Genomic DNA, 24,860 nt, shown 5'->3' with positions numbered 1-24,860 from the left:
CAACGTTCGGCCTTGCCGCATCGAAGCGGCCGTCGCGTCTCCTTGCCAGCACCCTCAAGCCGCGCAAGCCAGCGTCATCGCGACCGCGACGCGAACAGCGCCCCCGCCACCAGTGCAAGCCCGCCGACGATCGCAATCGTCTGCCACGGATTTTCACGCACATAGTGATCGGCGTCCGAGATCGCGACGCCCGCGCGGTCGCGCATTGCATCGCGCGTGTCGTTCAGCCGCTCGCGCGCGGCGTCCAGCTGTTTGCGCAGCCTGCCGCGCAAGGCCACGGCGTCGGCCTGCGTGCCGTCGGCCAAGGTCGATTCGAGTTCCGACAGCAGGGTGCGCAACTCGACCGCGATATCTTCGGCCGCATGGCGGCTATGGCGAGCGATGCGCCGCGCACGGCGACTCGCGCTGGTCCAGGATTCGCCGAGGGCGTCTCGCGTATTTGGAAGTGCTGTCATGGTCGCTCCGTCGATGAGTTGAAAGGCCCCGCGCATCGTCGCGCGGACACGCTATGCGCAGACGCAGTATCACGTTGCAGCGTAGGAAACGCCATTTAACGCAACTTCGATGCCAAGCGTCGCATCGCCCGTAACGTGACAGCGCGCGGCTCGCGACACGCTTCGCGTGGCCGTAACATTGCCAGATATTGCACGCAGGTGCGCCGCATTCGCGTCAAATTTACAAACGCCGATGCGGGATGACACTGCCATGCCGATACGACCGGGACGCCAAACAAAAACGCCGTCATCTGCTCGATGACGGCGTTCCCCAGGGCGCGAAAATTCGACTACCCTAATTCAAGCCACCTGCTGTCGCGATGCGTTAGAAACGGTAACCGATGTTGACGTAGGTGACGATCGGGTTCAGCTTGATCTTGGTCTGCGATTGCACGGTCAGCGTGCCGACCGGCGTGGTGGCCGCCGAACTGAGCTTCGCGGTCGTGCTGAGCGGCAGGTAGGAGATCGACACGCCGGCGAACCAGTGCTGATTGAAGGAGTAATGGAAGCCCGCATTAAACACGGGTTCCCACGAACTATCCGTCGAGACACTGGTCGGACCATGCAGAACGTTGGCTTGGAATGAACTGTTGGTGATGTGCTCGTCGGTGAACCAGATGCGGCTCACACCGACACCGAGATACGGCCGGAACGCAGCAGTCGGCGCGTTGAAGTAGTACTTGAACAGCAGAGTCGGGCTCCACTGTTTGGCCTGCCCGATCTTGCCGAACTGCGCGAGGCTACCCGTGCCCGACAGGTCGAAAGTAGGCGGGACGCCAATGACGAATTCGGTGGCGATGTGGTCAGTGACGAAGTATCCGGCGGTGAAGCCGATGGTGTCGGCCGAACCCAGCGAAGCGCCGGTGTTGGCTTCGGTGATGTTGGTTGGGCTACCGCCAATGCTGGTTACGGTCAGCGGGTCGCTGCTCGATTGGGGCGCCAGATGGAACCAGCCCGTCGTGACGTAAAAGCTGCCGGCCGATTGTGCGTGCGCCGCCGTGCTCATGCAGGCAAGCACTGCCATCCCCGTTACGGCCTGTTTTAATTTCATATGTGCTCCTCCAAAAAAGGCCCGCTCATTATGACTACAACGTTTGAAACAAACCATACGCGGCGGTTAGAGTTTTCTCCCTAAGCACCGCATGGTTTCTGGCTTGGCCGCATGGCGCCGAACCTTGCGCGCATGCGGATCTTCGGACCTTCGGGTATATACCAACGCGACTATTGGACACTCCAGCATGGCACGGCTTGCACGTCTTTATGTCCCCGACCAGCCGCAGCACGTCATCCTCCGCGGGCTCGATCAGCAGCCCGCCTTCGTCGACGACCAGGACTACGAGCTTTTCATCGACTGTCTGAAGGCGGCTTCCCGGGACCATCACCTTTCCATCCACGCTTATGCCTTGATGCCGGGCGCCGTGCAACTGCTCGTCACGCCCACCGAGGAGTCGAGTCTGCCCAAGGCGATGCAGGCTGTCGGGCGGCGCTACGTCGCGCACTTCAACCGGCGCTATGCGCGTCGCGGCACCTTGTGGGAGGGTCGTTACCGGGCCACGGTGATCGAAGGCGAGCGCTACTTCCTGCTGGCGAGCAGGGTGGTCGAGATGTGCCCGGTGCGCTTGCAGCTGGTCAACGCGGCGGAGGATTATCGTTGGTCGAGCTATCGTCATCACATCGGCCTTACCCTCGACAGCCTGATCACGGATCACCCTCTCTACTGGTCTCTCGGCAATACGCCGTTCGAGCGACAGCGTGCTTATCGTGAACTGTGCGAGCAGCCGCTCGACGAGCGCGAAGCAAGTCAGCTCCAGCAAGCCACGTTGAAGGGTTGGGTACTCGGCAGCGACACTTACCGCGAATGGGCGGCGCGCGCCGCGAACCGACGTGTGTCCCCGCTACCGCGTGGCCGGCCGCGCAAGGTGCGCGAGACGCCGCATACGCAGTGACGCGGCGACACCCGCTACCCCAGCACCGCCGATAGAGTGGCTTTAAATTCGAATAAAGCGTTTTGCATCAAAGGACTGCATGAAGACGGCATTTCGTATGCCGTTTTCTTTTGTGCCGAATTGATGTGACACCAATAAAAAATAGCCGCAACGCACCATTTTGATAATTGGGGGCGGATCACGATGTTTTATTTGCTATTTCCTTGATTCGTCGCGTATATTCCGATTTCCGACGCTTTTCGTCCCGCGCAGTCTGCCTGCGAGAAGAGCGCCGTCGTGGTTGCGAAGCGCACTGCGGCAAAAAAACAATGGTTTAACGGCCTGTCCGGCCTCCTCACAGACGGTGTCCCCATGAACGACCACCAGCAACCGATTCACCCGGTTCCCGCCGCCCAAGGTCTGTACGACCCGCAAAACGAGCACGACGCTTGCGGCGTCGGCTTCGTCGCCCATATCAAGGGCCACAAGAGTCACGAAATCATCCAGCAGGGCTTGAAGATTCTCGAGAACCTCGACCACCGGGGCGCCGTCGGCGCCGATCCGCTGATGGGCGACGGCGCGGGCATCCTGATCCAGATTCCGGACGGCTTCTATCGCGAAGAGATGGCCCGGCAAGGCGTGACGCTGCCGCCGGCTGGCGAATACGGCGTCGGCATGATCTTCCTGCCGAAGGAGCATGCGTCGCGCATCGCCTGCGAGCAGGAGCTCGAGCGCACGGTGAAGGCCGAAGGTCAGGTCGTGCTCGGCTGGCGCGACGTGCCGGTCGACCACGCGATGCCGATCTCGCCGACCGTGAAGGCGAGCGAGCCGCTGATCCGCCAGATCTTCATCGGTCGCGGCAAGGACATCATGGTGACCGACGCGCTCGAGCGGAAGCTGTACATCATCCGAAAGACTGCGAGCCACCGCATCCAGGCGCTGAAGCTCAAGCACGGCAAGGAATACTTCGTGCCGTCGTGCTCGGCGCGCACGGTCGTCTACAAGGGTCTGCTGCTCGCGGGTCAAGTCGGCGTCTACTACCGCGACCTGCAGGACGAGCGTGTCGTGTCGGCGCTCGCCCTTGTGCACCAGCGCTTCTCGACCAACACGTTCCCGGCGTGGGAACTGGCACACCCGTACCGCATGATCGCCCACAACGGCGAAATCAACACGGTGAAGGGCAACGTCAACTGGCTGAACGCGCGCACCGGCGCGATCGCCTCGCACGTGCTCGGCGACGATCTGCCGAAGCTGTGGCCGCTGATCTATCCGGGCCAATCGGACACCGCATCGTTCGACAACTGTCTCGAACTGCTGGTGATGGCCGGCTATCCGCTCGTCCACGCGATGATGATGATGATCCCGGAAGCCTGGGAACAGCACACGCTGATGGACGAAAACCGCAAGGCGTTTTACGAATACCACGCCGCGATGATGGAGCCGTGGGACGGCCCCGCCGCGATCGCGTTCACCGACGGCCGCCAGATCGGCGCGACGCTCGACCGTAACGGTCTGCGTCCGGCGCGCTACATCGTCACCGACGACGACCTCGTCATCATGGCGTCGGAAGCCGGCACGCTGCCTATTCCCGAATCGAAGATCGTCAAGAAGTGGCGTCTGCAGCCGGGCAAGATGTTCCTGATCGACATGGAGCACGGCCGCATCATCGACGACAAGGAACTGAAGGACAACCTCGCCAACGCCAAGCCGTACAAGAGCTGGATCGACGCCGTGCGCATCAAGCTCGACGAGATCGAGGCGAAGGCGGAAGACGTCGTCACGGAACGCCGCGAAGCTGCTGCGCTGCTGGATCGCCAGCAGGCGTTCGGCTACACCCAGGAAGACCTGAAGTTCCTGATGGCGCCGATGGCGCAAGCGGGTGAGGAAGCCGTCGGCTCGATGGGCAACGACTCGCCGCTGGCGGTCATGTCCAACAAGAACAAGACGCTCTACCACTACTTCAAGCAGCTATTCGCGCAGGTCACGAACCCGCCGATCGACCCGATCCGTGAAAACATGGTGATGTCGCTCGTGTCGTTCATCGGCCCGAAGCCGAACCTGCTCGACACGAACAACATCAACCCGCCGATGCGGCTCGAAGTGTCGCAGCCGGTGCTCGACTTCAAGGACATCGCGAAGATCCGCGCGATCGATCAGTACACCGGCGGCAAGTTCAGCTCCTACGAACTGAACATCTGCTATCCGGTCGCCTGGGGCAAGGAAGGCATCGAAGCGCGTCTCGCGTCGCTGTGCGCGGAAGCAGTCGATGCGGTCAAGTCCGGCTACAACATGCTGATCGTGTCGGACCGCAAGACCGACCGCGACAACGTCGCGATTCCGGCGCTGCTCGCCACCGCCGCGATCCACACGCACCTCGTGCAGCAAGGTCTGCGCACGAGCACGGGTCTCGTCGTCGAAACCGGTTCGGCGCGTGAAACGCACCACTTCGCGCTGCTCGCGGGCTATGGTGCGGAAGCCGTGCACCCGTACCTCGCGATGGAAACGCTGAGCCAGCTCGCGGCCGGCCTGAAGGGCGACCTGTCGGCGGAGAAGGCGGTCTACAACTTCACGAAGGCGGTCGGCAAGGGCCTGCAGAAGGTCATGTCGAAGATGGGCATTTCGACCTATATGTCGTACACCGGCGCGCAGATTTTCGAGGCGGTCGGTCTTTCTTCGGATCTGGTGGCGAAGTACTTCCACGGCACGTCGTCGAAGGTCGGCGGCATTGGTCTGTTCGACGTCGCGGAAGAAGCGATCCGTCTGCATCGCGAAGCCTTCGGCGACAACCCGGTTCTCGCGAACATGCTCGACACGGGCGGCGAGTACGCATACCGCGTGCGCGGCGAGGAACACATGTGGACGCCGGATGCGATCGCCAAGCTGCAGCATTCTGCGCGCAGCAACTCGTACCAGACGTACAAGGAATACGCGCATCTGATCAACGATCAGACCAAGCGTCACATGACCTTCCGCGGCCTGTTCGAGTTCAAGTTCGATCCGACCAAGGCGATCCCCCTCGACGAAGTCGAACCGGCGAAGGAAATCGTCAAGCGTTTCGCGACCGGCGCAATGTCGATGGGCTCGATCAGCACCGAAGCGCACGCTACGCTCGCCGTCGCGATGAACCGCATCGGCGGCAAGTCGAACACTGGTGAAGGCGGTGAAGACGCGAACCGTTACCGCAACGAACTGCGCGGCATTCCGATCAAGAACGGCGACACGATGAAGTCCGTGATCGGCGACGAAGTGATCGTCGACATTCCGTTGAAGGAAGGCGATTCGCTGCGCTCGCGCATCAAGCAGGTCGCATCGGGCCGCTTTGGCGTGACGGCGGAGTATCTCGCGTCGGCCGACCAGATCCAGATCAAGATGGCGCAGGGCGCGAAGCCGGGCGAAGGCGGTCAGCTGCCGGGCCACAAGGTGTCGGACTACATCGGCAAGCTGCGTTACTCGGTGCCGGGCGTCGGCCTCATTTCGCCGCCGCCGCACCACGACATCTACTCGATCGAAGACCTGGCACAGCTGATTCACGATCTGAAGAACGTCAACGCGTCGTCGAGCATCTCGGTGAAGCTCGTGTCGGAGTCGGGCGTCGGTACGGTTGCCGCCGGTGTCGCCAAGGCGAAGGCCGATCACGTCGTGATCGCCGGTCATGACGGCGGGACGGGTGCGTCGCCGCTGTCGTCGATCAAGCATGCGGGCACGCCGTGGGAACTGGGTCTCGCGGAAACGCAGCAGACGCTGGTGCTGAACCGGCTGCGCGGCCGTATCCGCGTGCAGGCCGACGGTCAGATGAAGACCGGCCGCGACGTCGTGATCGGCGCGCTGCTCGGCGCGGACGAATTCGGCTTCGCGACGGCACCGCTCGTCGTCGAAGGCTGCATCATGATGCGCAAGTGCCATCTGAACACGTGCCCGGTCGGCGTCGCGACGCAAGATCCGGTATTGCGTGCGAAGTTCCAGGGCCAGCCGGAACACGTCGTGAACTTCTTCTTCTTCGTTGCCGAAGAAGCGCGCGAAATCATGGCGCAACTCGGTATCCGCAAGTTCGACGACCTGATCGGCCGCGCGGAACTGCTCGACACGAAGAAGGGCATCGAGCACTGGAAGGCGAAGGGCCTCGACTTCTCGCGCGTGTTCTATCAGCCGCAAGTGCCGGCGGAAGTCGCGCGCAAGCACGTCGACGTGCAGGATCACGGGCTCGACCGCGCACTCGACCACACGCTGATCGAGAAGGCGAAGGCCGCGATCGAGAAGGGCGAGCACGTGTCGTTCATCCAGCCCGTGCGCAACGTGAACCGCACGGTCGGCGCGATGCTGTCGGGCACGATCGCGAAGAAGTACGGGCACGAAGGTCTCGCGGACGACGCGATCCACATCCAGCTGAAAGGCACCGCGGGCCAGAGCTTCGGCGCGTTCCTCGCGAAGGGCATCACGCTGGATCTGGTCGGCGACGGCAACGACTACGTGGGCAAGGGCCTGTCGGGCGGCCGCATCATCATCCGTCCGACCAACGATTTCCGCGGCAAGTCGGAAGAGAACATCATCTGCGGTAACACGGTGATGTACGGCGCGATCGAGGGTGAAGCCTTCTTCCGCGGCGTCGCGGGCGAGCGTTTCTGCGTGCGTAATTCGGGCGCGACGGCGGTCGTCGAAGGCACGGGCGATCACGGCTGCGAATACATGACGGGCGGCACGGTGGTCGTGCTCGGCGAGACGGGCCGTAACTTCGCGGCCGGCATGTCGGGCGGTATCGCGTATGTGTTCGATCCGGACGGCACGTTCGCGAGCAAGTGCAACAAGTCGATGGTTTCGCTCGACCCGGTGCTGCAACAGGCCGAACAGGAGCGCACGGTCGACAAGGGCGTATGGCACCGCGACACGACCGACGAAGCGCTGCTCAAGGGGCTCATCGAGCGTCACTTCCAGTTCACGGGCTCCCCGCGCGCGAAGGCGCTGCTCGAAAACTGGGACGCGGCACGCCGTCAGTTCGTGAAGGTGTTCCCGACCGAATACAAGCGCGCTCTCGGCGAACTCGCCGCGAAGAAGGCGAACAGCGAAGTGCTCGCCGCCTGAGCTGCCGTCGGAAGTCACATTTAGACGTACCCGCCGCGTTCCGATCGATCGGCGCGCGGCGGGGCCAGATTACCCCTAGATACAGATAGAGAAGAGAACCACATGGGCAAGGCAACCGGTTTTCTCGAGTTCGAACGTCGCCACGAGACGTACGAGGCTCCGCTCACGCGTGTGAAGCACTACAAGGAATTCGTCGCGGCACTGACCGACGACGAAGCGAAGATTCAAGGCGCGCGTTGCATGGACTGCGGCATTCCGTTCTGCAACAACGGCTGCCCGGTCAACAACATCATCCCGGACTTCAACGACCTGGTGTTCCGTCAGGACTGGAAGAACGCGATCGAAGTGCTGCATTCGACCAACAACTTCCCCGAGTTCACGGGCCGCATCTGCCCGGCGCCGTGCGAAGCGGCGTGCACGCTCGGCATCAACGACGACCCGGTCGGCATCAAGTCGATCGAGCACGCGATCATCGACAAGGCCTGGGCCGAAGGCTGGGTTGCGCCGCAAACGCCGAAGCACAAGACCGGCAAGAAGGTCGCCGTGGTCGGCTCGGGCCCCGCGGGTCTCGCGGCTGCGCAGCAGCTCGCGCGCGCCGGTCATGACGTGACCGTGTTCGAGAAGAACGACCGGATCGGCGGCCTGCTGCGCTATGGCATCCCCGACTTCAAGCTGGAGAAGTGGCAGATCGACCGCCGCATGCGCCAGATGGAAGCCGAAGGCGTCACATTCCGCACCAACGTGTTCATCGGCAAGCCGGACTCGCTGCCCGCGCACATCGGCAACACCGCGAAGGAAACCATCACGCCCGCGGAGCTGAACGAGCAGTTCGACGCGGTCGTGATCGCCGGTGGTTCGGAAACGCCGCGCGATCTGCCGGTGCCGGGCCGCGAGCTCGAAGGCGTGTACTACGCGATGGAGTTCCTGCCGCAGCAGAACAAGGTCAATGCCGGCGACAAGGTGCCGAACCAGCTGGTCGCGAAGGGCAAGCACGTCGTCGTGATCGGCGGTGGCGATACCGGTTCGGACTGCGTGGGTACGTCGAACCGTCATGGCGCGAAGAGCGTCACGCAGTTCGAACTGCTGCCGCAGCCGCCGGAAGAAGAGAACAAGCCGCTCGTGTGGCCGTACTGGCCGATCAAGCTGCGCACGTCCTCGTCGCACGAGGAAGGCTGCGAGCGCGGTTGGGCGGTTGCGACCAAGCGCCTCGAAGGCAAGAACGGCAAGGTCGAGAAGCTGATCGCCGCGCGCGTCGAATGGAAGGACGGCAAGATGGTCGAAGTGCCGAACTCCGAATTCGAAATGAAGGCCGACCTCGTGCTGCTCGCGATGGGCTTTACGCAGCCGGTCTCGCCGGTGCTCGAAGCATTCGGCGTCGACAAGGATGCGCGCGGCAATGTGCGCGCCACGACCGAGGGCGACAAGGCGTACTACACGTCGGTGAACAAGGTGTTCACGGCGGGCGACATGCGTCGCGGCCAGTCGCTCGTGGTATGGGCGATCCGCGAGGGCCGTCAGTGCGCACGTTCGGTCGATGCGTTCCTGATGGGGCATACGGAACTGCCGCGTTAAGCGTCTTCAATTTGCAGGAAGACGTGGAGACGACAAGGTGCCCCATGAAGGACACCGGTAGCGGTAAAGCGATGCAGTAACAAAGAAACCGGGCTCGCCTGAAAGGGGGAGCCCGGTTTTCTTTTGCCTCGTCGCAGTGCGTCATGTCCCCCTCATTTGCGATAGCGCGTGAGCGTCACGCGGCATTTGTTGGCGCGCACCCGGCCCTCTTTTTTTCTTACTAACCCCTACGATGTAACGCAAAACATATTGGTCAACGTTAAACTGCGTCTGCAGCCCGGCTGCCCATTCGATCCTCCTATAACCCGTCGCCTCTGATGCCCGTCACCGCGAAAAACCGTTCGCCTTTCCGCGCCCTTACGAGCACGACCGTGCCCGTGGAGCGCGGCTTGCTGGGCGAAACGTCGGCGGCGCGGCGACGCTTTCTCAGGGGCTCGGCCGGTGCGATGCTGGCTGCGGGTTTCGGCAGCACGCTGCTGTCCGCGTGCGGCGGCAGTCTCGAAGCCGAGCAGCCGGCCACGCCGCGACTCGTGTCGGTCAGCAATTTCCGCGATGTCGGCGGCGCGGGTGCCGGCTATCTGACCGTCGACGGCAAGCAGATGCGGCGCGGCGTGTTCTTTCGCGCGAATGCGCTGACGCTGAGCGGCACGGACGCGGCGACGCTCGATAAGCTCGGCATCGTGTCGGTCTACGACCTGCGCACGCCCGCCGAAATCGCGCGCACCGCCGATGTGCTGCCGGGCGGCGCGACATCCTCCGCACTGAATGTGCTCGGCATGAACGACTTCGTCACACCTCCGGTCGATTCGCCCGTCGACGCTGTCGCGTTCATGCAGGCTCAGGCGCGCGCGTATGTGACGGGCGGCTCGCAGCGAGCCGCCTATGGCGCGTTGCTCGGCGCGCTCGCCAACGGCACGGGCGCGCAGCTATTCCATTCGAACGCGGGCAAGGATCGCGCGGGCTGGGTCGCGGCGCTGCTGCTCAGCATCGCCAACGTTCCGCTCGACGTGATCATGCAGGACTACCTGCTCAGCAACGTCTATCTCGCGCCATCGATCGCTGCGCAAACCACCGCGCTGCGCGCGCAGGAAGGCGCGGCCATCGCCGCGGCGAGAGCGCCGTTGTTCGACGTCGACGAGAATTATCTGCAGGCGGGCTTCGACCAGGTCCAGGCGAGCTACGGCACGATGGCGAGCTATTTAACGCAAGGCCTCGGTCTTTCCACGGCGACGGTCGACGCGCTGCGTAATCGGCTCGTGCATTGACGCGCTTCGGCCGTCCGATAGCGAAAAAAAGTCCGCCCCAGAGGAGCGGGCGGACGGAGAAGGGCGGCATCGAGGTTGCCGGGGGCGACTATAAGGACGCGACCCGCGCGACAGTCGATGCGGTAAGGGCAGGTAAGTGCCCCGGTCCGCGCCCGCCTACTTGCGAGCATCCTCACGTCAGCGCCGGGTCCACCGGCAGTTCGATCCGAACATCGAGCCCGCCCCGCGCATGATTGCGCACGAGGCAGCGTCCGCCGCGATGGTGCGCGAGCCGCGCGACGATCGCGAGACCGAGCCCGCAATGGCCTTCGCCGCCGCGCGCGGCGTCGAGCCGCACGAACGGCTTCATCGCCGCGGCGATGCGGTCGTCGGGAATGCCGGGGCCGTGGTCGCGCACGCTGATGATCCAATGACCGTCGTTGCACGCGGTTGAGATTTCCACCGGCGGCATGCCGTGTTCGAGCGCGTTGTCGACGAGGTTCGTCACGAGCCGGTCGAGCAGCGTGCGCGGCAGCGTGAACGAGGGGCCAGCGCGCAAGTCGAGTGCGAAAAGCTGGGTTTCGGCGGGGTCCGCCGCTTCGGCGGGTTCAGCGGCCTCCGCGTAATCGCCCGAGGAAAACTGCTCGCGCAAGAACTCGTCGACTTCGACCGGCGGTCCTGCGTCCGCCGATTGGCCCGCGAATTCGAGGAACTGCTGGACGATGTTGGTCAGCGAATCGACGTCGCGGATCAGGCCGGCACGCTCGTTTTCGTCGACCAGCACGCTCGCGCGCAGCTTCAGGCGCGTGAGCGGCGCCTTCAGATCATGCGCGACGCCGGCGAGCATCACCGCCTGGTCGTCGCCGGCTTCGTTCAGGCGGCGCATCATGTCGTTGAACGAGCCGATCAGATCGCGCAGTTCGCGCGGGCCCTGCACCGGCACGGGTTCAGGCCGGCCGCCCGAGCCGAATGCGCGCGACGCATCGGCGACGCGCAGCAACGGCCGTTGCATCTGCCAAACCGCGAACAACGACAGGATCAACCCGGCGGCCAGCATCGAGACCGATTCGATCAGAAAGCGCGGCGGCGGCGGGACATCGACCGGCACGACGACCCAGTTCGACTTGCCCGGAACCAGCACCCACAGTTGCGGCGGACGCAGATCGTCGACGGCGATCTGCGTGCCGGCCGGCAGGTTCTCGCGCAGATGCCGGCTCAACTCGACCAGCACATGCTCGTGCGGCTCGCGCAGATGCACGCTGGTCGGCATGTTCCAGGTGGGTACCAGATGCACGCGCATCGCCGGCGCGAGCGCGGCGCCCTTGATCGGCTCGCCGTTGATCGCCTGCAGCACCAGCAGAATGCCGCGCGCGAAGCCGTCGATTTCATGGCGCGGCGGCTGCATCGTCACCAGCACGAACCAGCTCGCCTGAATCGCGAACAGCACTGCCGCCGACAGCAACGCCATTCTGCCGAACAGCGTGTTCAGCGGATTTCTCATGCGCTCGGGGCGCCCCCGTCCTCGAAGGGGGTGCCATTGGCGTCGGGCACGAACACATAGCCCTTGCCGCGCACCGTTTGCACATAGCACGGGTTCGACGGGTCGTCCTCGATCACGCGGCGCAGGCGCCAGATCGGCACGTCGAGGCTGCGGTCGCGGAACGCGAGGTCGTCGCGATGCACGAGATCGTGAATCAGCACGCGCGACAGCACCTTGTACGGATTGTTGACGAAGATCTTCAGCAGCGCGAATTCGCTGTCGCGCAGCGGCAGCTTGGCGTCGTCGCGGCTCAGCGAGCGCGTCGCGAAGTCCAGTTCGAACGGACCGAAGCGATAGCGCTTGCGTGCTTCCGGCGCGCTCGTGGTGGATGGCCCGCGCCGGCGCAGCACGGTCTGGATGCGCACCAGCAGTTCGCGCGGATCGAATGGCTTGGTCAGATAGTCGTCCGCGCCGAGCGACAGACCGACGATGCGATCGGCCACCGTGCCGCGCGCGGTCACGAAGATCACCGGGATGTCGTCGCCGGCGGCGCGCAACGCGGTGAGCGCGCGCAGGCCGTCGGTGTTCGGCATCATGATGTCGAGCACGACGACCGACGGCCGCTCGCGCTCAAGACGACGCTGCAAATGAGTGCCGTCATGCAGCACGGACGCATCGAAGCCGTTCGACTGCAGAAACTTGCAAAGCAGATCGCGTACGACCGGATCGTCGTCGACGATAAGGACCTGTGGATTCATGGCGAAATTCTAGACTGGCGCGCCCGACGCGCGACCGCGCATTTCCTTACCAACGCTTACTGTGCGCCACGTGGCGCTGGCGGGCTTGCGCCGGGGCGGTCAGCGAAGGTTCCGCGCCTACTTTAGCACTGCCTGATCCTGCTCTCCGCAACGACCGCCACGCGATGACAACGCCTGGCAAGCACTCGAAAGCCCTCGCAAGCCCACGGAACGGGTCGTAACAACCGCGCGAAAGCGTGCTTTGCTTCGCCCATCGTCGGCGCCTGCGCGGCGCGATGATTCGTTGCGCAGCAAGTCGCGCCGCACGCCGAACGAGGCCAGCTGCCTCGGATGACGGCTCGCGGCGCTCAACCGACACCCGCGCGCAATGCGCGCCTTCGCGAGGTCCATCATGACGATCCACAGCACCCTCAGTTCCACGCCGTTCTCCACGCTGGCGAAGACGCCAGCCACGGAGAAGTCCACCAGTTCCAGCCCCACCGGTGCAGCGGCGAAATCGCAGCAAAGCAGCGCGCTCGCGCAGCCTGCACTGCCTGCGCCGGGGACGGGGCTCATCGGCCATCTGGTCAACACGACCGCGTGAACCGGCGAGGTCCGCGTGCCGTTATCCAGAACTACTGAGCATCCGCGTCGCGTCGTGGCGTGGCTCGTTGCCGGCGCACTGCTGTTGCCGCTCGGCGGCTGCGGCGCCGCGGCGCTGCCATGCCGGGTCACGGCGGCGACCCTGAAAGTGCTGCCGGTCGTCGGCCATGCGGCGGCGACGCCCTTCGACATGTGTGCTTCCGCGATCGATTGAATCATGATGCTCACCAGGATGGTTGGTGCATTGATGCTGGTCGGCGGTGTGCTGGCGTGTGCCGCGCATGCGCAGCCTGTCGCGCGCAGTCCGAAGGCGGTCAGCGCATCGAATAGCGTCGTCACCGACACGCGGCGGCGCTCGCCGGATACGCCGTTTTCGTTTCGGGGTGTCGCGCTCGGCATCACGATCGACGAATTCCGCGCGGGCTCGGCCGTGCGCGCGACGCCGGTCGGCAGCGTGCCGATCTGCGAGACCGACGTGCAGGCGGGAGCGCTCGGCATGCGGCTGAAATCGCACGATAGCCTGAGCGTCGCGTGCCGCTGGGCGCATCGCGACGATCAGCGCTGGGCGGTGTCGCAGGCGGTGGTGGATGGCGCGCCGGCGCTCGAACACGTGATGCGCTTCACGCGCATCGACGGGCAAGGCGCATTGCGTCTCTACGAGATGTCGTTCGTGATCGACGAGCTGACCGCGGAGGATCTGCGCGACGCGCTCGAGGATCGTTATGGGCCGCCGCGTCTCGCGACGCGCAACGCGGCGGCGCCGGGCGCGATGCCGATGTACGTATGGGAGAACGCGGTCAGTTCGATCACGCTGTGCTTTCTGCCGGGTAGCCGCAACGGCACGCTCACGTATCTGCTGAAGGGCTCGGATGCGTGGATGAAAGCGGTCGTGCGGCAGTGGCAGGCGAGCGGCGCCGACGCGGGCTGATGATTGCCTGGCAAGCCTGATTATCGGTGCGAACCCAACGCCGAAAGCGGGTGGCGTCTGGCTAGCGCCGCCACGCTTTAACTCCTTTTCATCTTTCTCGCCACGGAGTCAGCATGACCGCACTACGACTCATCCTGGTGCTCGGCGCCGCGAGCTGTCTCGCGGCCTGTTCGAATACGCAGACCAAGTCGATCGTCGAAACGCCGATGGCGCCGCCGCTTGCGTCCGCGCCGTTGAACGTCAACACGCAAGGCGCGATCTATCAGGCCGGCGCGCCGCTGCTGCTGTACGAGACGCCGCGCGCGCAGCATATCGGCGACGTGCTGACGATCCGGCTGTCCGAATCGTATAGCGGCAACAACAGCGCGAGCGCATCGGCGAACCGCGCGAGCAGCATCACCGCGACCGCCGCGGACCAATCGACGAACGCCGCCGCGCGGCTCGCGAAACTGTTCAACATCGGCTCGGCCAGCACCGACTACAAGGGGCAAGGCAATCTGCGCGACATCAGCGATATGACGGGCACGCTCGCCGTGACCGTGATCGGCACGGTGTCGGGCGGCAATCTCGTCGTGTCGGGCGAGAAGGTGATCGCGATGAGCGGTACCCGCGACCGTCTTCGGTTGTCGGGCATCGTCAATCCCAAGGATATCGAAGCAGGCAATTACGTTGCGTCGAGCAAGGTCGCGAACGCGCGTATCGAACAGGCGGGCCTCGGCATGGTCAACGACGCGACGACGATGGGCTGGCTGCAGCGGATGTTTCTGAGTGTGCTGACGTTTTGACCGTCAGCCGCGTCAGCGCGCTGCGCATTGTGCGCGACGCGCAGATCGCATCAACCGGCTCCGATCAGATCGACTCGCGCCGCTAGCCGAGCGGCGGCGCGAGCCCGCGTTCGGCCGCGCCGAGCTCGCCATCCGGCACGAACACATAGCCGCGTCCCCACACCGTCTGCACGTAGCGCGGTTCCGATGGGTCCACTTCGATCAGCCGACGCAAGCGCCAGATCGATACGTCGAGACTGCGATTGCGATGCGCTTCGCTATTGCCGTGCAGTTTCTCGAGCAGCTGCGCACGTGTAAGCACGGTCATCGCGTGCGTGACGAACACCTTCAGCATCGCGAATTCGCTCGAACGCAGCGTGATGCGTTCGCCGTCGCGGCGCAGTTCGCGCGCGGGGAAGTTCACTTCGAAGCGGCCGAAATGATAGGGCGCGCGTTGCTCCGGCGCGCCCGGCGCGATCGAGCCGCGACGCCGCAACACCGTGCGAATCCGCGCGACGAGCTCGCTCGGTTCGAACGGCTTGCCGAGATAGTCGTCGGCGCCCAGTTCGAGGCCGATCACGCGATCGATCGGATCGGCGCGCGCGGTCAGCAGAATCACGGGAATGTCGTCGCCGGCGACGCGCAACGCGCGCAGCGCGCTGATGCCATCGAGCTCCGGCATCATGATGTCGAGCACGACGAGCGCGGGACGCTCCCGCTGCAATCTGCGCTGCAACGCCAAGCCATTTTCGAGGGTGGAGACGTTGAAGCCGCGCCCGTGCAGATATTCGCTGACGAGTTCGCGTACGACGGGATCGTCATCGACGATCAGGATGGTCTGGTTCATTCAGGTCATCTTAGTGATGCGCACGGGCCGCGCAAAGCGCATACCGCTTTCCAATCCTTTCCCGTGTAAGGCGCTGCAAGCGAACGCACAGCCGCGGGTCTTCAGCGGGTCGGCGGGAAGGCCTGCGAGGTTTGCAGGGTCTGCTGTTGCTGCTCCTGGCGCGCGAAATCGGTCCGATCGACGACCATCCGCTCGATCAACCCGCCGAGCTTCACCGAGGCCGACGAGAAGCGGTCGGTGTTCAGGCCGCCGGTCTGATAGCGCGCGGTGACGAGAATGCGGCCGCTCTGGATCAGCGTCAGATCGATGATCGACAGGTACTGGATGGATTCGTCGCTGAACGAGCGGCGCCCATAGTCGATCGCGGCGTTGTAGACGATCCTCGCTTCGCAGCCGGCCGGCGAGGTGCCCGGATTGTAGACGTCCGAACGAATGCCGCGCCGCTCGAGTGCGAGCTGCAGCGCCGGCACGAAATCGCCGACCGACACCGTCGGATTCACTTCGATGCACACGTGCTGCACATCGGCGGGCCGGCCGTTGACGAAGGTCGGCGACGAGTAGTTCGACGCGATCGCGTAGCCGGCCTGGATCACGGAACCGGTGGCATCGGCGGCCTGGATCAGCGTCCATGCACAACCGTCGAGCGTGAGTGTCAGCGTCGCGGCGAAGGCGGCAAGGGCGCAGCGACGCCGGGATATCAGCGAGGCGATCGGACCCAGGCGCGAACGCTTGGTTGCGGCTGGCGCGCGCACGGTCGGCGGCGAGGTCATGAGGCAGCGCCCGATCCCGGTCACGAGATTCGCTGGGTCATCGAAAGCAGCGACGGCCGCGCGCTCAGCGCGTCACGCGCAGTCGCAGTTCGTTCTGGCCTTGCACGCTTGCGGTGACGTTCACGCGGCGCGCGTCGGTGGTCACGACGAAATGCTGGCGCACGGGTGTGTTGACGTCGTGCACGACGCGCGGAAAGCAGGCGGCGATGTCGGCGCCGAGTTCTTCGAGCGGATCGTTGATGACGCCGTCGGCTTGCCAGTGCGCGCGCCAGTGGCAGTCGTACGCGTGCGCGGTAGCGCGGCAATCGTCGGAATGGGAGACGCCCGGCAGTTGCGCGGCGGTCTGGTTCGGCAGTTGCCGGAAGTCGCTCGCATCGACGATGTGCGTGAGCGCCGCGCAGATATCCGCAGGCTGGTTCGGCTCGGCGGTTTGCGCGGCGTCGACGGCGTTCGTGAAGAGGAGCGCCGCGCCACAGGCGAGCGCGAGGCGCGGGAGCAAAGTCGGAAGCAGAGGTGAAACACGGCGAGCGAATGACATGGGCGAGAAGTCCGGAGAGCGGTTGCGATCAAAGACGTGACAGACGTCAACGAAGGCCGACGCATGGCGCGGCCCGTACGACTATCGTCGCTGCTCGCGGGCATTTTCAAAGCGCGGAACAGCTTGCGCGCTTCGCAAATGCTTCCGAACTCTTCTCGTGTCTTTCCGGATGTTGCGCACGACGTGCGGGGGCGGCGTCGTGCGCTTAATTGAAGTGAGGCTGTGCGCGTCGCTCACGCCGCTATCGCTTCGGCCGAACGCTCGACGTCGAGCGTTTCGTCATGGAACGCAGCAAGCGATTCGCGATGCGCGACGCTGACGATCGCCGCCTTCGGCAGCCGCTCGGTAAACAGTCGATAGAGTCGCGCCTCGTTTTCCGCGTCGAGCGCGCTGGTCGCTTCGTCGAGGAACAGGTAGTCGGGCTTGTGCAGCAGCACGCGCGCGGCGGCGAAGCGCTGCTGCTCACCCGGCGACAGCACGCGGGTCCAGTGCCCCGTTTCCTGCAGACGGTCCGCGTATTCCGACAGATGGCAGGTGATGAGCGCGTCGCGGCATTCGTCGTCGCCATAGGTGTCCGCCGCCGACGGATACGCGAGCGCCGCCTTCAGCGTGCCGATCGGCATGTAGCTGACCTGCGGAATGAACATCATGCGCGCGTTGACCGGCGCGTCGATCGAGCCGTCGCCGAACGGCCACAGGCCCGCGAGCGCGCGCATCAGCGTGCTCTTGCCGGCGCCCGACGGACCGCGCACGAGCCAGCGCGAGCCCGGCCGGATCGCGATATCGCGGATGCGCGACAGCGGGTTGCCATTGGGCAGCGCGAGCGTGAGGCTGTCGGTGGTAAGCGAGTTGCTGTCGACGAAATGCAGATTGATGCCGCCGTGTTCCGTGGCCGGCGACACCGATTCCTTCAGACGCGGCGAATGCACGACGCGCTTGAATTCGCGCAACCGGTTCACGGTCGCGCGCCATTCGACGAGGCTCGTATAACTGTTGATGAACCACGAGAACGAATCGCTGACGGTGCCGAACGCGCTCGAAATCTGCATCAGCACGCCGAACGTGAACGCGCCCGCGAAGTAGCGCGGCGCGGCGACGACGATCGGGAAAATGATCGCGATCTGGCCGTAGAAGCTCAGCACGAATGTCAGGCGCTTCGTGTACTTCATCACCTGCCACCAGTTGTCGCGGATGCGGCCGAACAACGTGCGCGCGTTCGTCTTCTCGGTTTCCATGCCGTTGTAGAACGCGATCTGCTCGGCGTTCTCACGCAGCCGGATCAGACCGAATCGGAAATCCGCCTCGACTTTCTGCGCCTGATAGTTGATCGACACGAGCGGATGGCCGACCTTCTGCATCAGCAGCGAACCGACCACCGCATACAGCGCGGCGGCCCAAACCATATAGCCGGGGATATGCAGCGGCATGCCGCCGAGCGAAATACTCAGCGCGCCCGCGAGCGTCCACAGGATCGTGATGAACGACACCAGCGTGACGACGGTCGACAGCAGATCGAGCGTCAGCGACAGCGTGGTGGTCGCGAACGACTGCAGGTCGTCGCTGATCCGCTGGTCGGGGTTGTCGGCGAGACGGTCGCGCTCGATGCGGTAGAACGCGCTGTCGTTGAGCCACTCGTTCAGGTAGCGGGTGGTCAGCCACTGGCGCCAGCGGAAGCCGAGCATCTGACGCAGATAGCGTCCATACACGGCGAGGATGATGAAGCCGAACGCGAGTCCGGTAAAAATCATCAGCAGATGCGGGAAGTCGTGGACGTTCTTCTCCTGCAGCGCGTTGTAGAAGTCCCTGCTCCAGCTATTCAGGCGCACGTTGATCCAGACGACGAGCAGGTTCATCACGATGATCGTAATGAGCAGCCCCCATGCGATGCCTCGTTCCTCGGAAACCCAGTAAGGCTTGATCAGGCTCCAGGCGGAGACCTTTTCGTCGGACGGCAGCGCGGGGCTGGCGGAAGTATGTGGTGTCATGAGCGTCCTGATGAAGTGCTGACCCAAAGCGCATTCCGGCGGCGTACGGGTCGGATCTGTTGACCCATGTCGGGCGATCCCGCTGACAGCCGGCCCTTTGCGAGGCCGTGGCTGAGGCGGGTCTGCGATACCTGGCCGGGCATCGCGCCATCGCGCTCGATGAACGCGAGTCCGGACGGGCGCCCGATTCTGGCGTGACGCCCTTAAGCGAAAATTAATTTTTCGGGGCCGGCGTCCGCCGGGATGCCGCCGCCACGCATGCGGCCACGAGTGCCGCGCGCGCCGCGTTTTTTCGGCACCGGTCACGGCATTGTGCCAGAGCGCCGGGCCGCTTCGCATCGGCATATCGCTAGACGGTGCCAGATCAAAATCGCGGCAGCGACGGCGGACCGCTGGTTTGCGGGCGCCGCGCCTTTTATGGTCTAATGACCTGCGACGAAACAGGGGTGCTTTGCCCACAGGCGGCATGATTTTCATGCCGGGGCGGCGAGGCTGAGAGAGACCCTTTGCACCCGATCCGGGTAATACCGGCGCGGGAAGTTTCCGGAAGCAACCGTCTTCCATTCCCCGCCGGGCGGCGAGCGCAGCTCACATGCGCACGCCGTGACCGGCCGGCTTCACCCGCCGGTTTCGTCCTGGGTACGTGCGTTTTTGGCCGTACGGAAAGGACTCGATGACCGCCTATTCTTCAGACATGCATCTTTCTCTTCGTCACGCCGGCTCCGGCGTGCCGTGCCGCTTTGGTTTCGCCCGCCGCTGTCAAACGGAGCGCGAGCGATGAGCCATTCCGCTCGACCTGATTTCGCCGTGCTCGGCGGCGGTTTGTGCGGCCGGCTGGTCGCGTGGCACCTCGCGGGCGACGGACATCGCGTGGCGCTCTATGAGCGCGGCGATGCCGCCGGCTCGCAGGCTGCCGCGTGGGTCGCCGCGGCGATGCTCGCGCCGCTGGCAGAAGCCGCCAGCGCCGAACTGCTGATCACACGGCTCGGTGCGAGTTCGCTCGAAAGCTGGCCGCGGGTGCTCGCCGAACTGCCGGAGCCGGTGTTTTTCCAGCGCAACGGCACGCTCGTCGTCTGGCATCACGCGGATCGCACGGAGGCGCCGCTGTTCGAGCGCCGCGTGCGCGCGAACGCGCCGGCAGAGTTGCTCGACGGCGGGTTCGTCGCGCTTTCGGGCGCGCAGCTCGGCGCCGCCGAACCCGCGTTGGCCGGCCGCTTCAATCAGGGCTGGCTACTGCCGCGCGAGGGCCAGCTCGACAACCGCCAGGTGCTGTCCGCGCTCGCCGCGGGGCTTGCCGAGCGCGGCGTCGACACGCACTGGAACACGCCGATCGACGACGCGTCGCTGCCCGACGCCGGTATCACGATCGATTGCCGCGGGCTCGGCGCAAAGCCTGTGCTGCCGACGCTGCGCGGCATCCGCGGAGAAGTTGCGCGCGTGCATGCACCTCACCTGCAGCTGACTCGCCCGGTGCGGCTGCTGCATCCGCGCTACCCGCTGTATATCGCGCCGAAGCAGAACGGCCTCTACGTGATCGGCGCGACCGAGGTGGAGGGCGAGGACATGTCGCCCGTCAGCGTGCGTTCGGCGCTCGAGTTGCTGAGCGCGGCGTTCTCGGTGCATCCGGGCTTCGGCGAGGCGCGCATCCTCGAGCTGAATTCGCAGTGCCGGCCGACCTTGCCCGATCACCGTCCCGCGCTGCTGTGGGACGGCGCGCGCACGTTGCGCGTGAACGGCCTGTATCGGCACGGCTTTATGATCGCGCCGGAAGTCGCCGACGAAGCCGTACGCTTCGCGAGCGCGCTGCTCGACGGCCGCGTCCGGGACGCCGACGCATTCGCCGGCTGGCGGCGCGACGCACGATGGAGCGAGCTGTTCCAACAGCATTTCGCGCATGAGCCGGCCTGAGCGTAGCGGCAAACGTGCCGCACGCGATGCCGCTTGCGCCATCGATTGAACCGTATTCGAACACCATGGACATTCATATCAATCAGAAGCCGTTGTCGCTGCCCGAGGGCGCGACTGTCGCCGATGCGCTTGCCGCCTTTGGCGCGCGTCCGCCGTTCGCGGTCGCGCTCAACGGCGATTTCGTCGCGCGTGCGCAGCATGCGGCGCGCGCGCTGCAAACGGGCGATCGGCTCGACGTCGTGCAGCCGGTCGCGGGCGGCTGAGCGCGCTCGCGCCAGCCTGCTGCTTACCAAATGCAACAACGGTCGCCGAAAACCCATTGCCGTTACGCGGTCGGTTGTAGCCGCGACGGCAAACCAGGATGATGCAAATGACTTCTCACGAGAGCGCCGACGCGCTGACGCTATACGGTCAAACTTTCGCAAGCCGCGTGCTGCTCGGCACGTCGCGCTACCCGTCGCTGCAATCGCTGTCCGATTCGATCGACGCCGCGCGCCCCGGCATGGTGACCGTCGCGCTGCGCCGTCAGATGAACGAGGGCAACGCGGAAGCCGGCTTCTTCGAGCTGCTCAAGCGCCACGGCGTGCCGCTGCTGCCGAATACGGCGGGCTGCCTGAGCGTCGGCGAAGCGGTGACGACCGCGCATATGGCGCGCGAAATCTTCGAGACCGAGTGGATCAAGCTCGAACTGATCGGCGACGACTACACGCTGCAGCCCGACCCGGTCGGCCTGATCGAAGCCGCCGCGCGGCTCGTCAAGGATGGCTTCAAGGTGCTGCCGTACTGCACCGAAGATCTGGTGATCGGCCGCCGTCTGCTCGACGCCGGCTGCGAGGCGCTGATGCCGTGGGGCGCGCCGATCGGCACCGGCAAGGGCGTGATCAATCCGTACGGGCTGCGCGTGTTGCGCGAGCGGCTGCCGGACGTGCCGCTGATCGTCGATGCCGGGCTCGGCGTGCCGTCGCATGCGGCCCAGGTGATGGAATGGGGCTTCGACGGCGTGCTGCTGAATACGGCGGTGTCGCAGGCGACGCACCCCGACGCGATGGCGCGCGCGTTCGCGCTGGGCGTCGAGGCGGGCCGGCAGGCGTATCTCGCGGGCCCGATGGCCGAGCGCGAGAGTGCGCACGCGAGCACGCCGGTGGTCGGCATGCCGTTCTGGCATCAGGATGGAGGTGCGGCATGACGCAGTCGTTGACGCTGAAGGACCGCGATCTGTTCTGGCCGACGGCCGACGAACTCATCGAAGCCGCCGAGCGCATCCGCGCGCGGCTTGGCGACTGGCCGCCTACCCACGCGCCGTGGCGCATCTGCCTGACCGCGCCGGACGAACCGAACGGTGGCGACCTGATCGTGATCGCCGACGCGCAGCATCACGGCGAGCAGATCGCGCGCTGGCTGACGCGGGGCGCGGGCGTGATCGTCGCTGCGGAAAACCGCGCGACGCTGCATCTGGGCGGTGAGAAATACGGCCTCGAAGGCCATCTGGCGGAAGACTGGATTCCCGCGCTGGCCGCGTTCCTCGACTGCGGTTTCGATCCGCACGACGCGCTGGTGCTCGCGCTCGCGTGGCGCGACGGCGACGAGACCCGCGCCGACGACGCTTTCCCGTCCGACCTCGGCCGCTTTCCGCGCCTTACCGACCTGCCGCCGGCACCCGCCAGGGCGTTCCCGCGCTGCCCGGAAAAGCTCGGCCTGTATCCAGTGCTGCCGACCGCGGACTGGGTCGAGCGGGTGGTCGGGTTCGGCGTGAAGACGGTGCAGTTGCGCCGCAAGTCGGCCGAGCCCGCCGACGAACTGAAGCGCGAGATCGCCCGCTGTGTGGCCGCCGGCCGCGCGCACGACGCGCAGGTGTTCATCAACGATCACTGGCAGGCGGCGCTCGAGGCGGGCGCGTACGGCGTGCACCTCGGCCAGGAAGACGTTCATACTGCGGATCTGTCCGCGCTGGCCGACGCGGGCATCCGTCTGGGCCTGTCCACGCACGGCTTCTACGAGATGCTGAAGGCGCTGCATTTTCGTCCGAGTTACATTGCATTGGGCGCGGTGTTCCCGACCACGACCAAGGTCATGCCGACCGCGCCGCAGGGCTTGCGGCGCCTCGGACGCTATGTGCGGCTGCTCGACGGTGTGGTGCCGCTCGTCGCGATCGGCGGGATCGATCTGCAGGTGCTGCCGGAGGTGCTCGCGACCGGCGTCGGCTGCGCGGCGGTGGTGCGCGCGGTCACCGAAGCGGCCGACCCAGCCGCCGCCGTTTCGGCGCTGCAACACACGTTTACGCAATAATCGTCAGGCATAGTCAAGGAACGGGGCACCTCAACGCAGCTTTTGCATGATGGCCCTATAATTCGGCCTTCCGTGTAAAAGGATTGTCAGTTTGGTGCCTTCCTCCCCCGAGACCATACTCGAGCTGCGCGACGTCGACTTCGGCTACGGCGACCGGCTCGTCCTGTCGAACCTGAATCTGCGCTTTCGCCGCGGTCAGGTCGTCGCGGTCATGGGCGGCTCGGGTTGCGGCAAGACCACGGTGCTGCGGTTGATCGGCGGCCTCGTGCGCGCGCAACGCGGCCAGGTGCTGTTCCATGGCCAGGACATCGGCGGGCAGACGCGCGAAGGCCTTTACGCGCTGCGCCGCAAGATGGGCATGCTGTTCCAGTTCGGCGCGCTGTTCACCGACATGTCGGTGTTCGAGAATGTCGCCTTTTCGCTACGCGAGCACACCGATCTCCCCGAAGAACTGCTGCGCGACCTCGTGCTGATGAAGCTCAACGCGGTCGGCCTGCGCGGCGCTCGCGATTTGCTGCCGTCGGAGATTTCGGGCGGCATGGCGCGGCGCGTGGCGCTCGCGCGCGCGATCGCACTCGATCCCGAACTGATGATGTACGACGAACCGTTCGCCGGCCTCGATCCGATCTCGCTCGGCATCACCGCAAATCTGATCCGCACGCTGAACCAGGCGCTCGGCGCGACGTCGATTCTCGTCACGCACGATGTGCCGGAATCGTTCGCGATCGCCGATTACGTGTACTTCCTGTCCAGCGGTGGAGTGCTCGCCGAAGGCACGCCGGACGAGCTGCGCGCGTCGACCGACCCGACCGTGCGGCAGTTCATCGACGGCGCGCCGGACGGCCCGTTCAGATTCCACTATCCAGCGCAGACGGCGCTCGCGGCGGACTTCGGCATCGGCGGAGGCCAGTCATGATCAGTACGATCGGTCGCTCGATCATCACCGGGCTCGGCACTGCCGGCTACGCGACGCGCTTCTTCCTGCGGCTCGTGCTCGAAATTTTCCCGCTGCTGCGCCGTCCGCGTCTTGTCACGAAGCAGATCCACTTCGTCGGTAATTATTCGCTCGTGATCATCGCGGTGTCGGGGCTGTTCGTCGGCTTCGTGCTCGGGCTGCAGGGCTATTACACGCTGAACCGTTATGGCTCCGAGCAAGCGCTCGGGCTGCTGGTCGCGCTGTCGCTGGTGCGCGAGCTCGGGCCGGTCGTGACCGCGCTGCTGTTCGCCGGGCGCGCGGGCACGTCGCTGACCGCCGAAATTGGCCTGATGAAGGCCGGCGAGCAGCTCACCGCGATGGAAATGATGGCCGTCGATCCGGTCAAAGTCGTGATCGCGCCGCGCCTGTGGGCCGGCATTATCTCGATGCCAATCCTCGCGGCGATCTTCAGCGCGGTCGGTGTGCTGGGCGGTTACGTGGTGGGCGTGCTGCTGATCGGCGTCGATGCCGGCGCGTTCTGGTCGCAGATGCAAAGTGGCGTCGACGTGTGGCGCGATGTCGGCGCCGGGGTCGTCAAGAGCGTGGTGTTCGGTCTCGCGGTGACCTTCGTCGCGCTGTTTCAGGGCTACGAGGCGAAGCCGACGCCGGAAGGCGTGTCGCGCGCGACGACCCGCACGGTCGTGTACGCGTCGCTCGCGGTGCTCGGGCTCGACTTCCTGTTGACCGCACTGATGTTCAGCTAAGGCCGCGCAGCGTGCCGGCTGCC

22 protein-coding genes and 1 riboswitch are annotated in these 24,860 nt (G+C 65.2%); of the genes, 14 read left to right on the top strand and 8 right to left on the bottom strand.

Translation table 11 applies throughout. The features are described from left to right. Positions 1-74: 74 nt before the first annotated feature. Positions 75-455, bottom strand: a complete 381-nt coding sequence (locus tag AB3X86_RS29470) for a YqjD family protein (protein ID WP_184070650.1) — start codon at positions 453-455, stop codon at positions 75-77. A 364-nt stretch (positions 456-819) separates the two neighbouring features. Beyond that, the gene (locus tag AB3X86_RS29465; protein ID WP_176381108.1) at positions 820-1,545 is read right to left on the bottom strand and encodes an OmpW family protein; all 726 of its coding nucleotides are present in this window, start codon (positions 1,543-1,545) and stop codon (positions 820-822) included. A gap of 187 nt (positions 1,546-1,732) precedes the next feature. Between AB3X86_RS29465 and AB3X86_RS29460 the strand changes: the two genes are divergently transcribed. The 4 genes from AB3X86_RS29460 to AB3X86_RS29445 all read left to right on the top strand — a co-directional run bounded on the left by AB3X86_RS29460 (position 1,733) and on the right by AB3X86_RS29445 (position 10,332). After that, on the top strand, positions 1,733-2,440 hold the full coding sequence (locus AB3X86_RS29460) for a transposase (RefSeq protein ID WP_013090727.1): 708 nt from the start codon (positions 1,733-1,735) through the stop codon (positions 2,438-2,440). 351 nt (positions 2,441-2,791) lie between these two features. Then, complete coding sequence (locus tag AB3X86_RS29455) at positions 2,792-7,495, top strand: glutamate synthase-related protein (protein WP_368598727.1); 4,704 nt, start codon at positions 2,792-2,794, stop codon at positions 7,493-7,495. A gap of 102 nt (positions 7,496-7,597) precedes the next feature. Further along, positions 7,598-9,067, top strand: coding sequence for a glutamate synthase subunit beta (locus AB3X86_RS29450; protein ID WP_368598726.1), 1,470 nt, complete (start codon positions 7,598-7,600; stop codon positions 9,065-9,067). A gap of 317 nt (positions 9,068-9,384) precedes the next feature. Continuing rightward, positions 9,385-10,332, top strand: coding sequence for a tyrosine-protein phosphatase (locus AB3X86_RS29445; RefSeq protein WP_368598725.1), 948 nt, complete (start codon positions 9,385-9,387; stop codon positions 10,330-10,332). A 172-nt stretch (positions 10,333-10,504) separates the two neighbouring features. On the opposite strand, the gene AB3X86_RS29440 is transcribed toward AB3X86_RS29445, so the two are convergent. Further along, the gene (locus tag AB3X86_RS29440) at positions 10,505-11,812 is read right to left on the bottom strand and encodes an ATP-binding protein (RefSeq protein ID WP_368598724.1); all 1,308 of its coding nucleotides are present in this window, start codon (positions 11,810-11,812) and stop codon (positions 10,505-10,507) included. Then, positions 11,809-12,549 carry a response regulator gene (locus tag AB3X86_RS29435; RefSeq protein WP_368598723.1) on the bottom strand — a complete coding sequence of 247 codons (741 nt, stop codon included), beginning with the start codon at positions 12,547-12,549 and terminating at the stop codon, positions 11,809-11,811. Before AB3X86_RS29435 ends, AB3X86_RS29440 begins: the two co-directional genes overlap by 4 nt. A gap of 391 nt (positions 12,550-12,940) precedes the next feature. On the opposite strand from AB3X86_RS29435, the gene AB3X86_RS29430 reads away from it, so the two are divergent. From AB3X86_RS29430 to AB3X86_RS29415, 4 genes are all read left to right on the top strand, one after another. Continuing rightward, the gene (locus AB3X86_RS29430; protein ID WP_368598722.1) at positions 12,941-13,132 is read left to right on the top strand and encodes a hypothetical protein; all 192 of its coding nucleotides are present in this window, start codon (positions 12,941-12,943) and stop codon (positions 13,130-13,132) included. A gap of 15 nt (positions 13,133-13,147) precedes the next feature. Continuing rightward, the gene (locus tag AB3X86_RS29425; protein ID WP_368598721.1) at positions 13,148-13,345 is read left to right on the top strand and encodes a DUF6726 family protein; all 198 of its coding nucleotides are present in this window, start codon (positions 13,148-13,150) and stop codon (positions 13,343-13,345) included. A 3-nt stretch (positions 13,346-13,348) separates the two neighbouring features. Next, positions 13,349-14,059 carry a hypothetical protein gene (locus tag AB3X86_RS29420; protein ID WP_368598720.1) on the top strand — a complete coding sequence of 237 codons (711 nt, stop codon included), beginning with the start codon at positions 13,349-13,351 and terminating at the stop codon, positions 14,057-14,059. Between the two features lie 113 nt (positions 14,060-14,172). Then, the gene (locus AB3X86_RS29415; RefSeq protein WP_368598719.1) at positions 14,173-14,844 is read left to right on the top strand and encodes a flagellar basal body L-ring protein FlgH; all 672 of its coding nucleotides are present in this window, start codon (positions 14,173-14,175) and stop codon (positions 14,842-14,844) included. 82 nt (positions 14,845-14,926) lie between these two features. On the opposite strand, the gene AB3X86_RS29410 is transcribed toward AB3X86_RS29415, so the two are convergent. The 4 genes from AB3X86_RS29410 to AB3X86_RS29395 all read right to left on the bottom strand — a co-directional run bounded on the left by AB3X86_RS29410 (position 14,927) and on the right by AB3X86_RS29395 (position 18,963). Further along, positions 14,927-15,670, bottom strand: coding sequence for a response regulator (locus tag AB3X86_RS29410; RefSeq protein WP_368598718.1), 744 nt, complete (start codon positions 15,668-15,670; stop codon positions 14,927-14,929). Positions 15,671-15,771: 101 nt separating this feature from the next. Beyond that, complete coding sequence (locus AB3X86_RS29405) at positions 15,772-16,440, bottom strand: hypothetical protein (protein WP_368598717.1); 669 nt, start codon at positions 16,438-16,440, stop codon at positions 15,772-15,774. A 64-nt stretch (positions 16,441-16,504) separates the two neighbouring features. After that, positions 16,505-16,978, bottom strand: a complete 474-nt coding sequence (locus AB3X86_RS29400; protein WP_368598716.1) for a hypothetical protein — start codon at positions 16,976-16,978, stop codon at positions 16,505-16,507. Positions 16,979-17,211: 233 nt separating this feature from the next. Beyond that, entirely contained in the window at positions 17,212-18,963 is a 1,752-nt protein-coding gene (locus AB3X86_RS29395) for an ABC transporter ATP-binding protein/permease (RefSeq protein WP_368598715.1), read from the bottom strand. 432 nt (positions 18,964-19,395) lie between these two features. Continuing rightward, positions 19,396-19,519: riboswitch (TPP riboswitch) on the top strand. A 221-nt stretch (positions 19,520-19,740) separates the two neighbouring features. Here AB3X86_RS29395 and AB3X86_RS29390 point away from each other — a divergent pair. From AB3X86_RS29390 to mlaE, 6 genes are all read left to right on the top strand, one after another. Beyond that, positions 19,741-20,871 (top strand): FAD-dependent oxidoreductase, encoded by a 1,131-nt coding sequence (locus AB3X86_RS29390; protein ID WP_368598714.1) that lies wholly within the window; start codon positions 19,741-19,743, stop codon positions 20,869-20,871. 65 nt (positions 20,872-20,936) lie between these two features. Further along, on the top strand, positions 20,937-21,134 hold the full coding sequence (gene thiS, locus AB3X86_RS29385) for a sulfur carrier protein ThiS (RefSeq protein ID WP_026225709.1): 198 nt from the start codon (positions 20,937-20,939) through the stop codon (positions 21,132-21,134). A gap of 107 nt (positions 21,135-21,241) precedes the next feature. Continuing rightward, the gene (locus AB3X86_RS29380) at positions 21,242-22,057 is read left to right on the top strand and encodes a thiazole synthase (protein ID WP_013090711.1); all 816 of its coding nucleotides are present in this window, start codon (positions 21,242-21,244) and stop codon (positions 22,055-22,057) included. Continuing rightward, positions 22,054-23,157: a thiamine phosphate synthase gene (gene thiE, locus AB3X86_RS29375; RefSeq protein ID WP_368598713.1), complete on the top strand. Its 1,104-nt coding sequence runs from the start codon at positions 22,054-22,056 to the stop codon at positions 23,155-23,157. Before AB3X86_RS29380 ends, thiE begins: the two co-directional genes overlap by 4 nt. 94 nt (positions 23,158-23,251) lie before the next feature. Further along, complete coding sequence (locus AB3X86_RS29370) at positions 23,252-24,073, top strand: ABC transporter ATP-binding protein (protein WP_368598712.1); 822 nt, start codon at positions 23,252-23,254, stop codon at positions 24,071-24,073. Continuing rightward, positions 24,070-24,837 (top strand): lipid asymmetry maintenance ABC transporter permease subunit MlaE, encoded by a 768-nt coding sequence (gene mlaE / locus AB3X86_RS29365; RefSeq protein ID WP_368598711.1) that lies wholly within the window; start codon positions 24,070-24,072, stop codon positions 24,835-24,837. The genes AB3X86_RS29370 and mlaE overlap by 4 nt, the downstream gene beginning before the upstream one ends. The last annotated feature ends 23 nt before the right edge of the window (positions 24,838-24,860 follow it).

The organism is Paraburkholderia sp. BR14374, assembly GCF_040948685.1.
Taxonomy (GTDB): domain Bacteria; phylum Pseudomonadota; class Gammaproteobacteria; order Burkholderiales; family Burkholderiaceae; genus Paraburkholderia; species Paraburkholderia youngii.
Note: the sequence above shows the minus strand (reverse complement) of the source record. Positions and strands in the feature narration are given on the sequence as shown.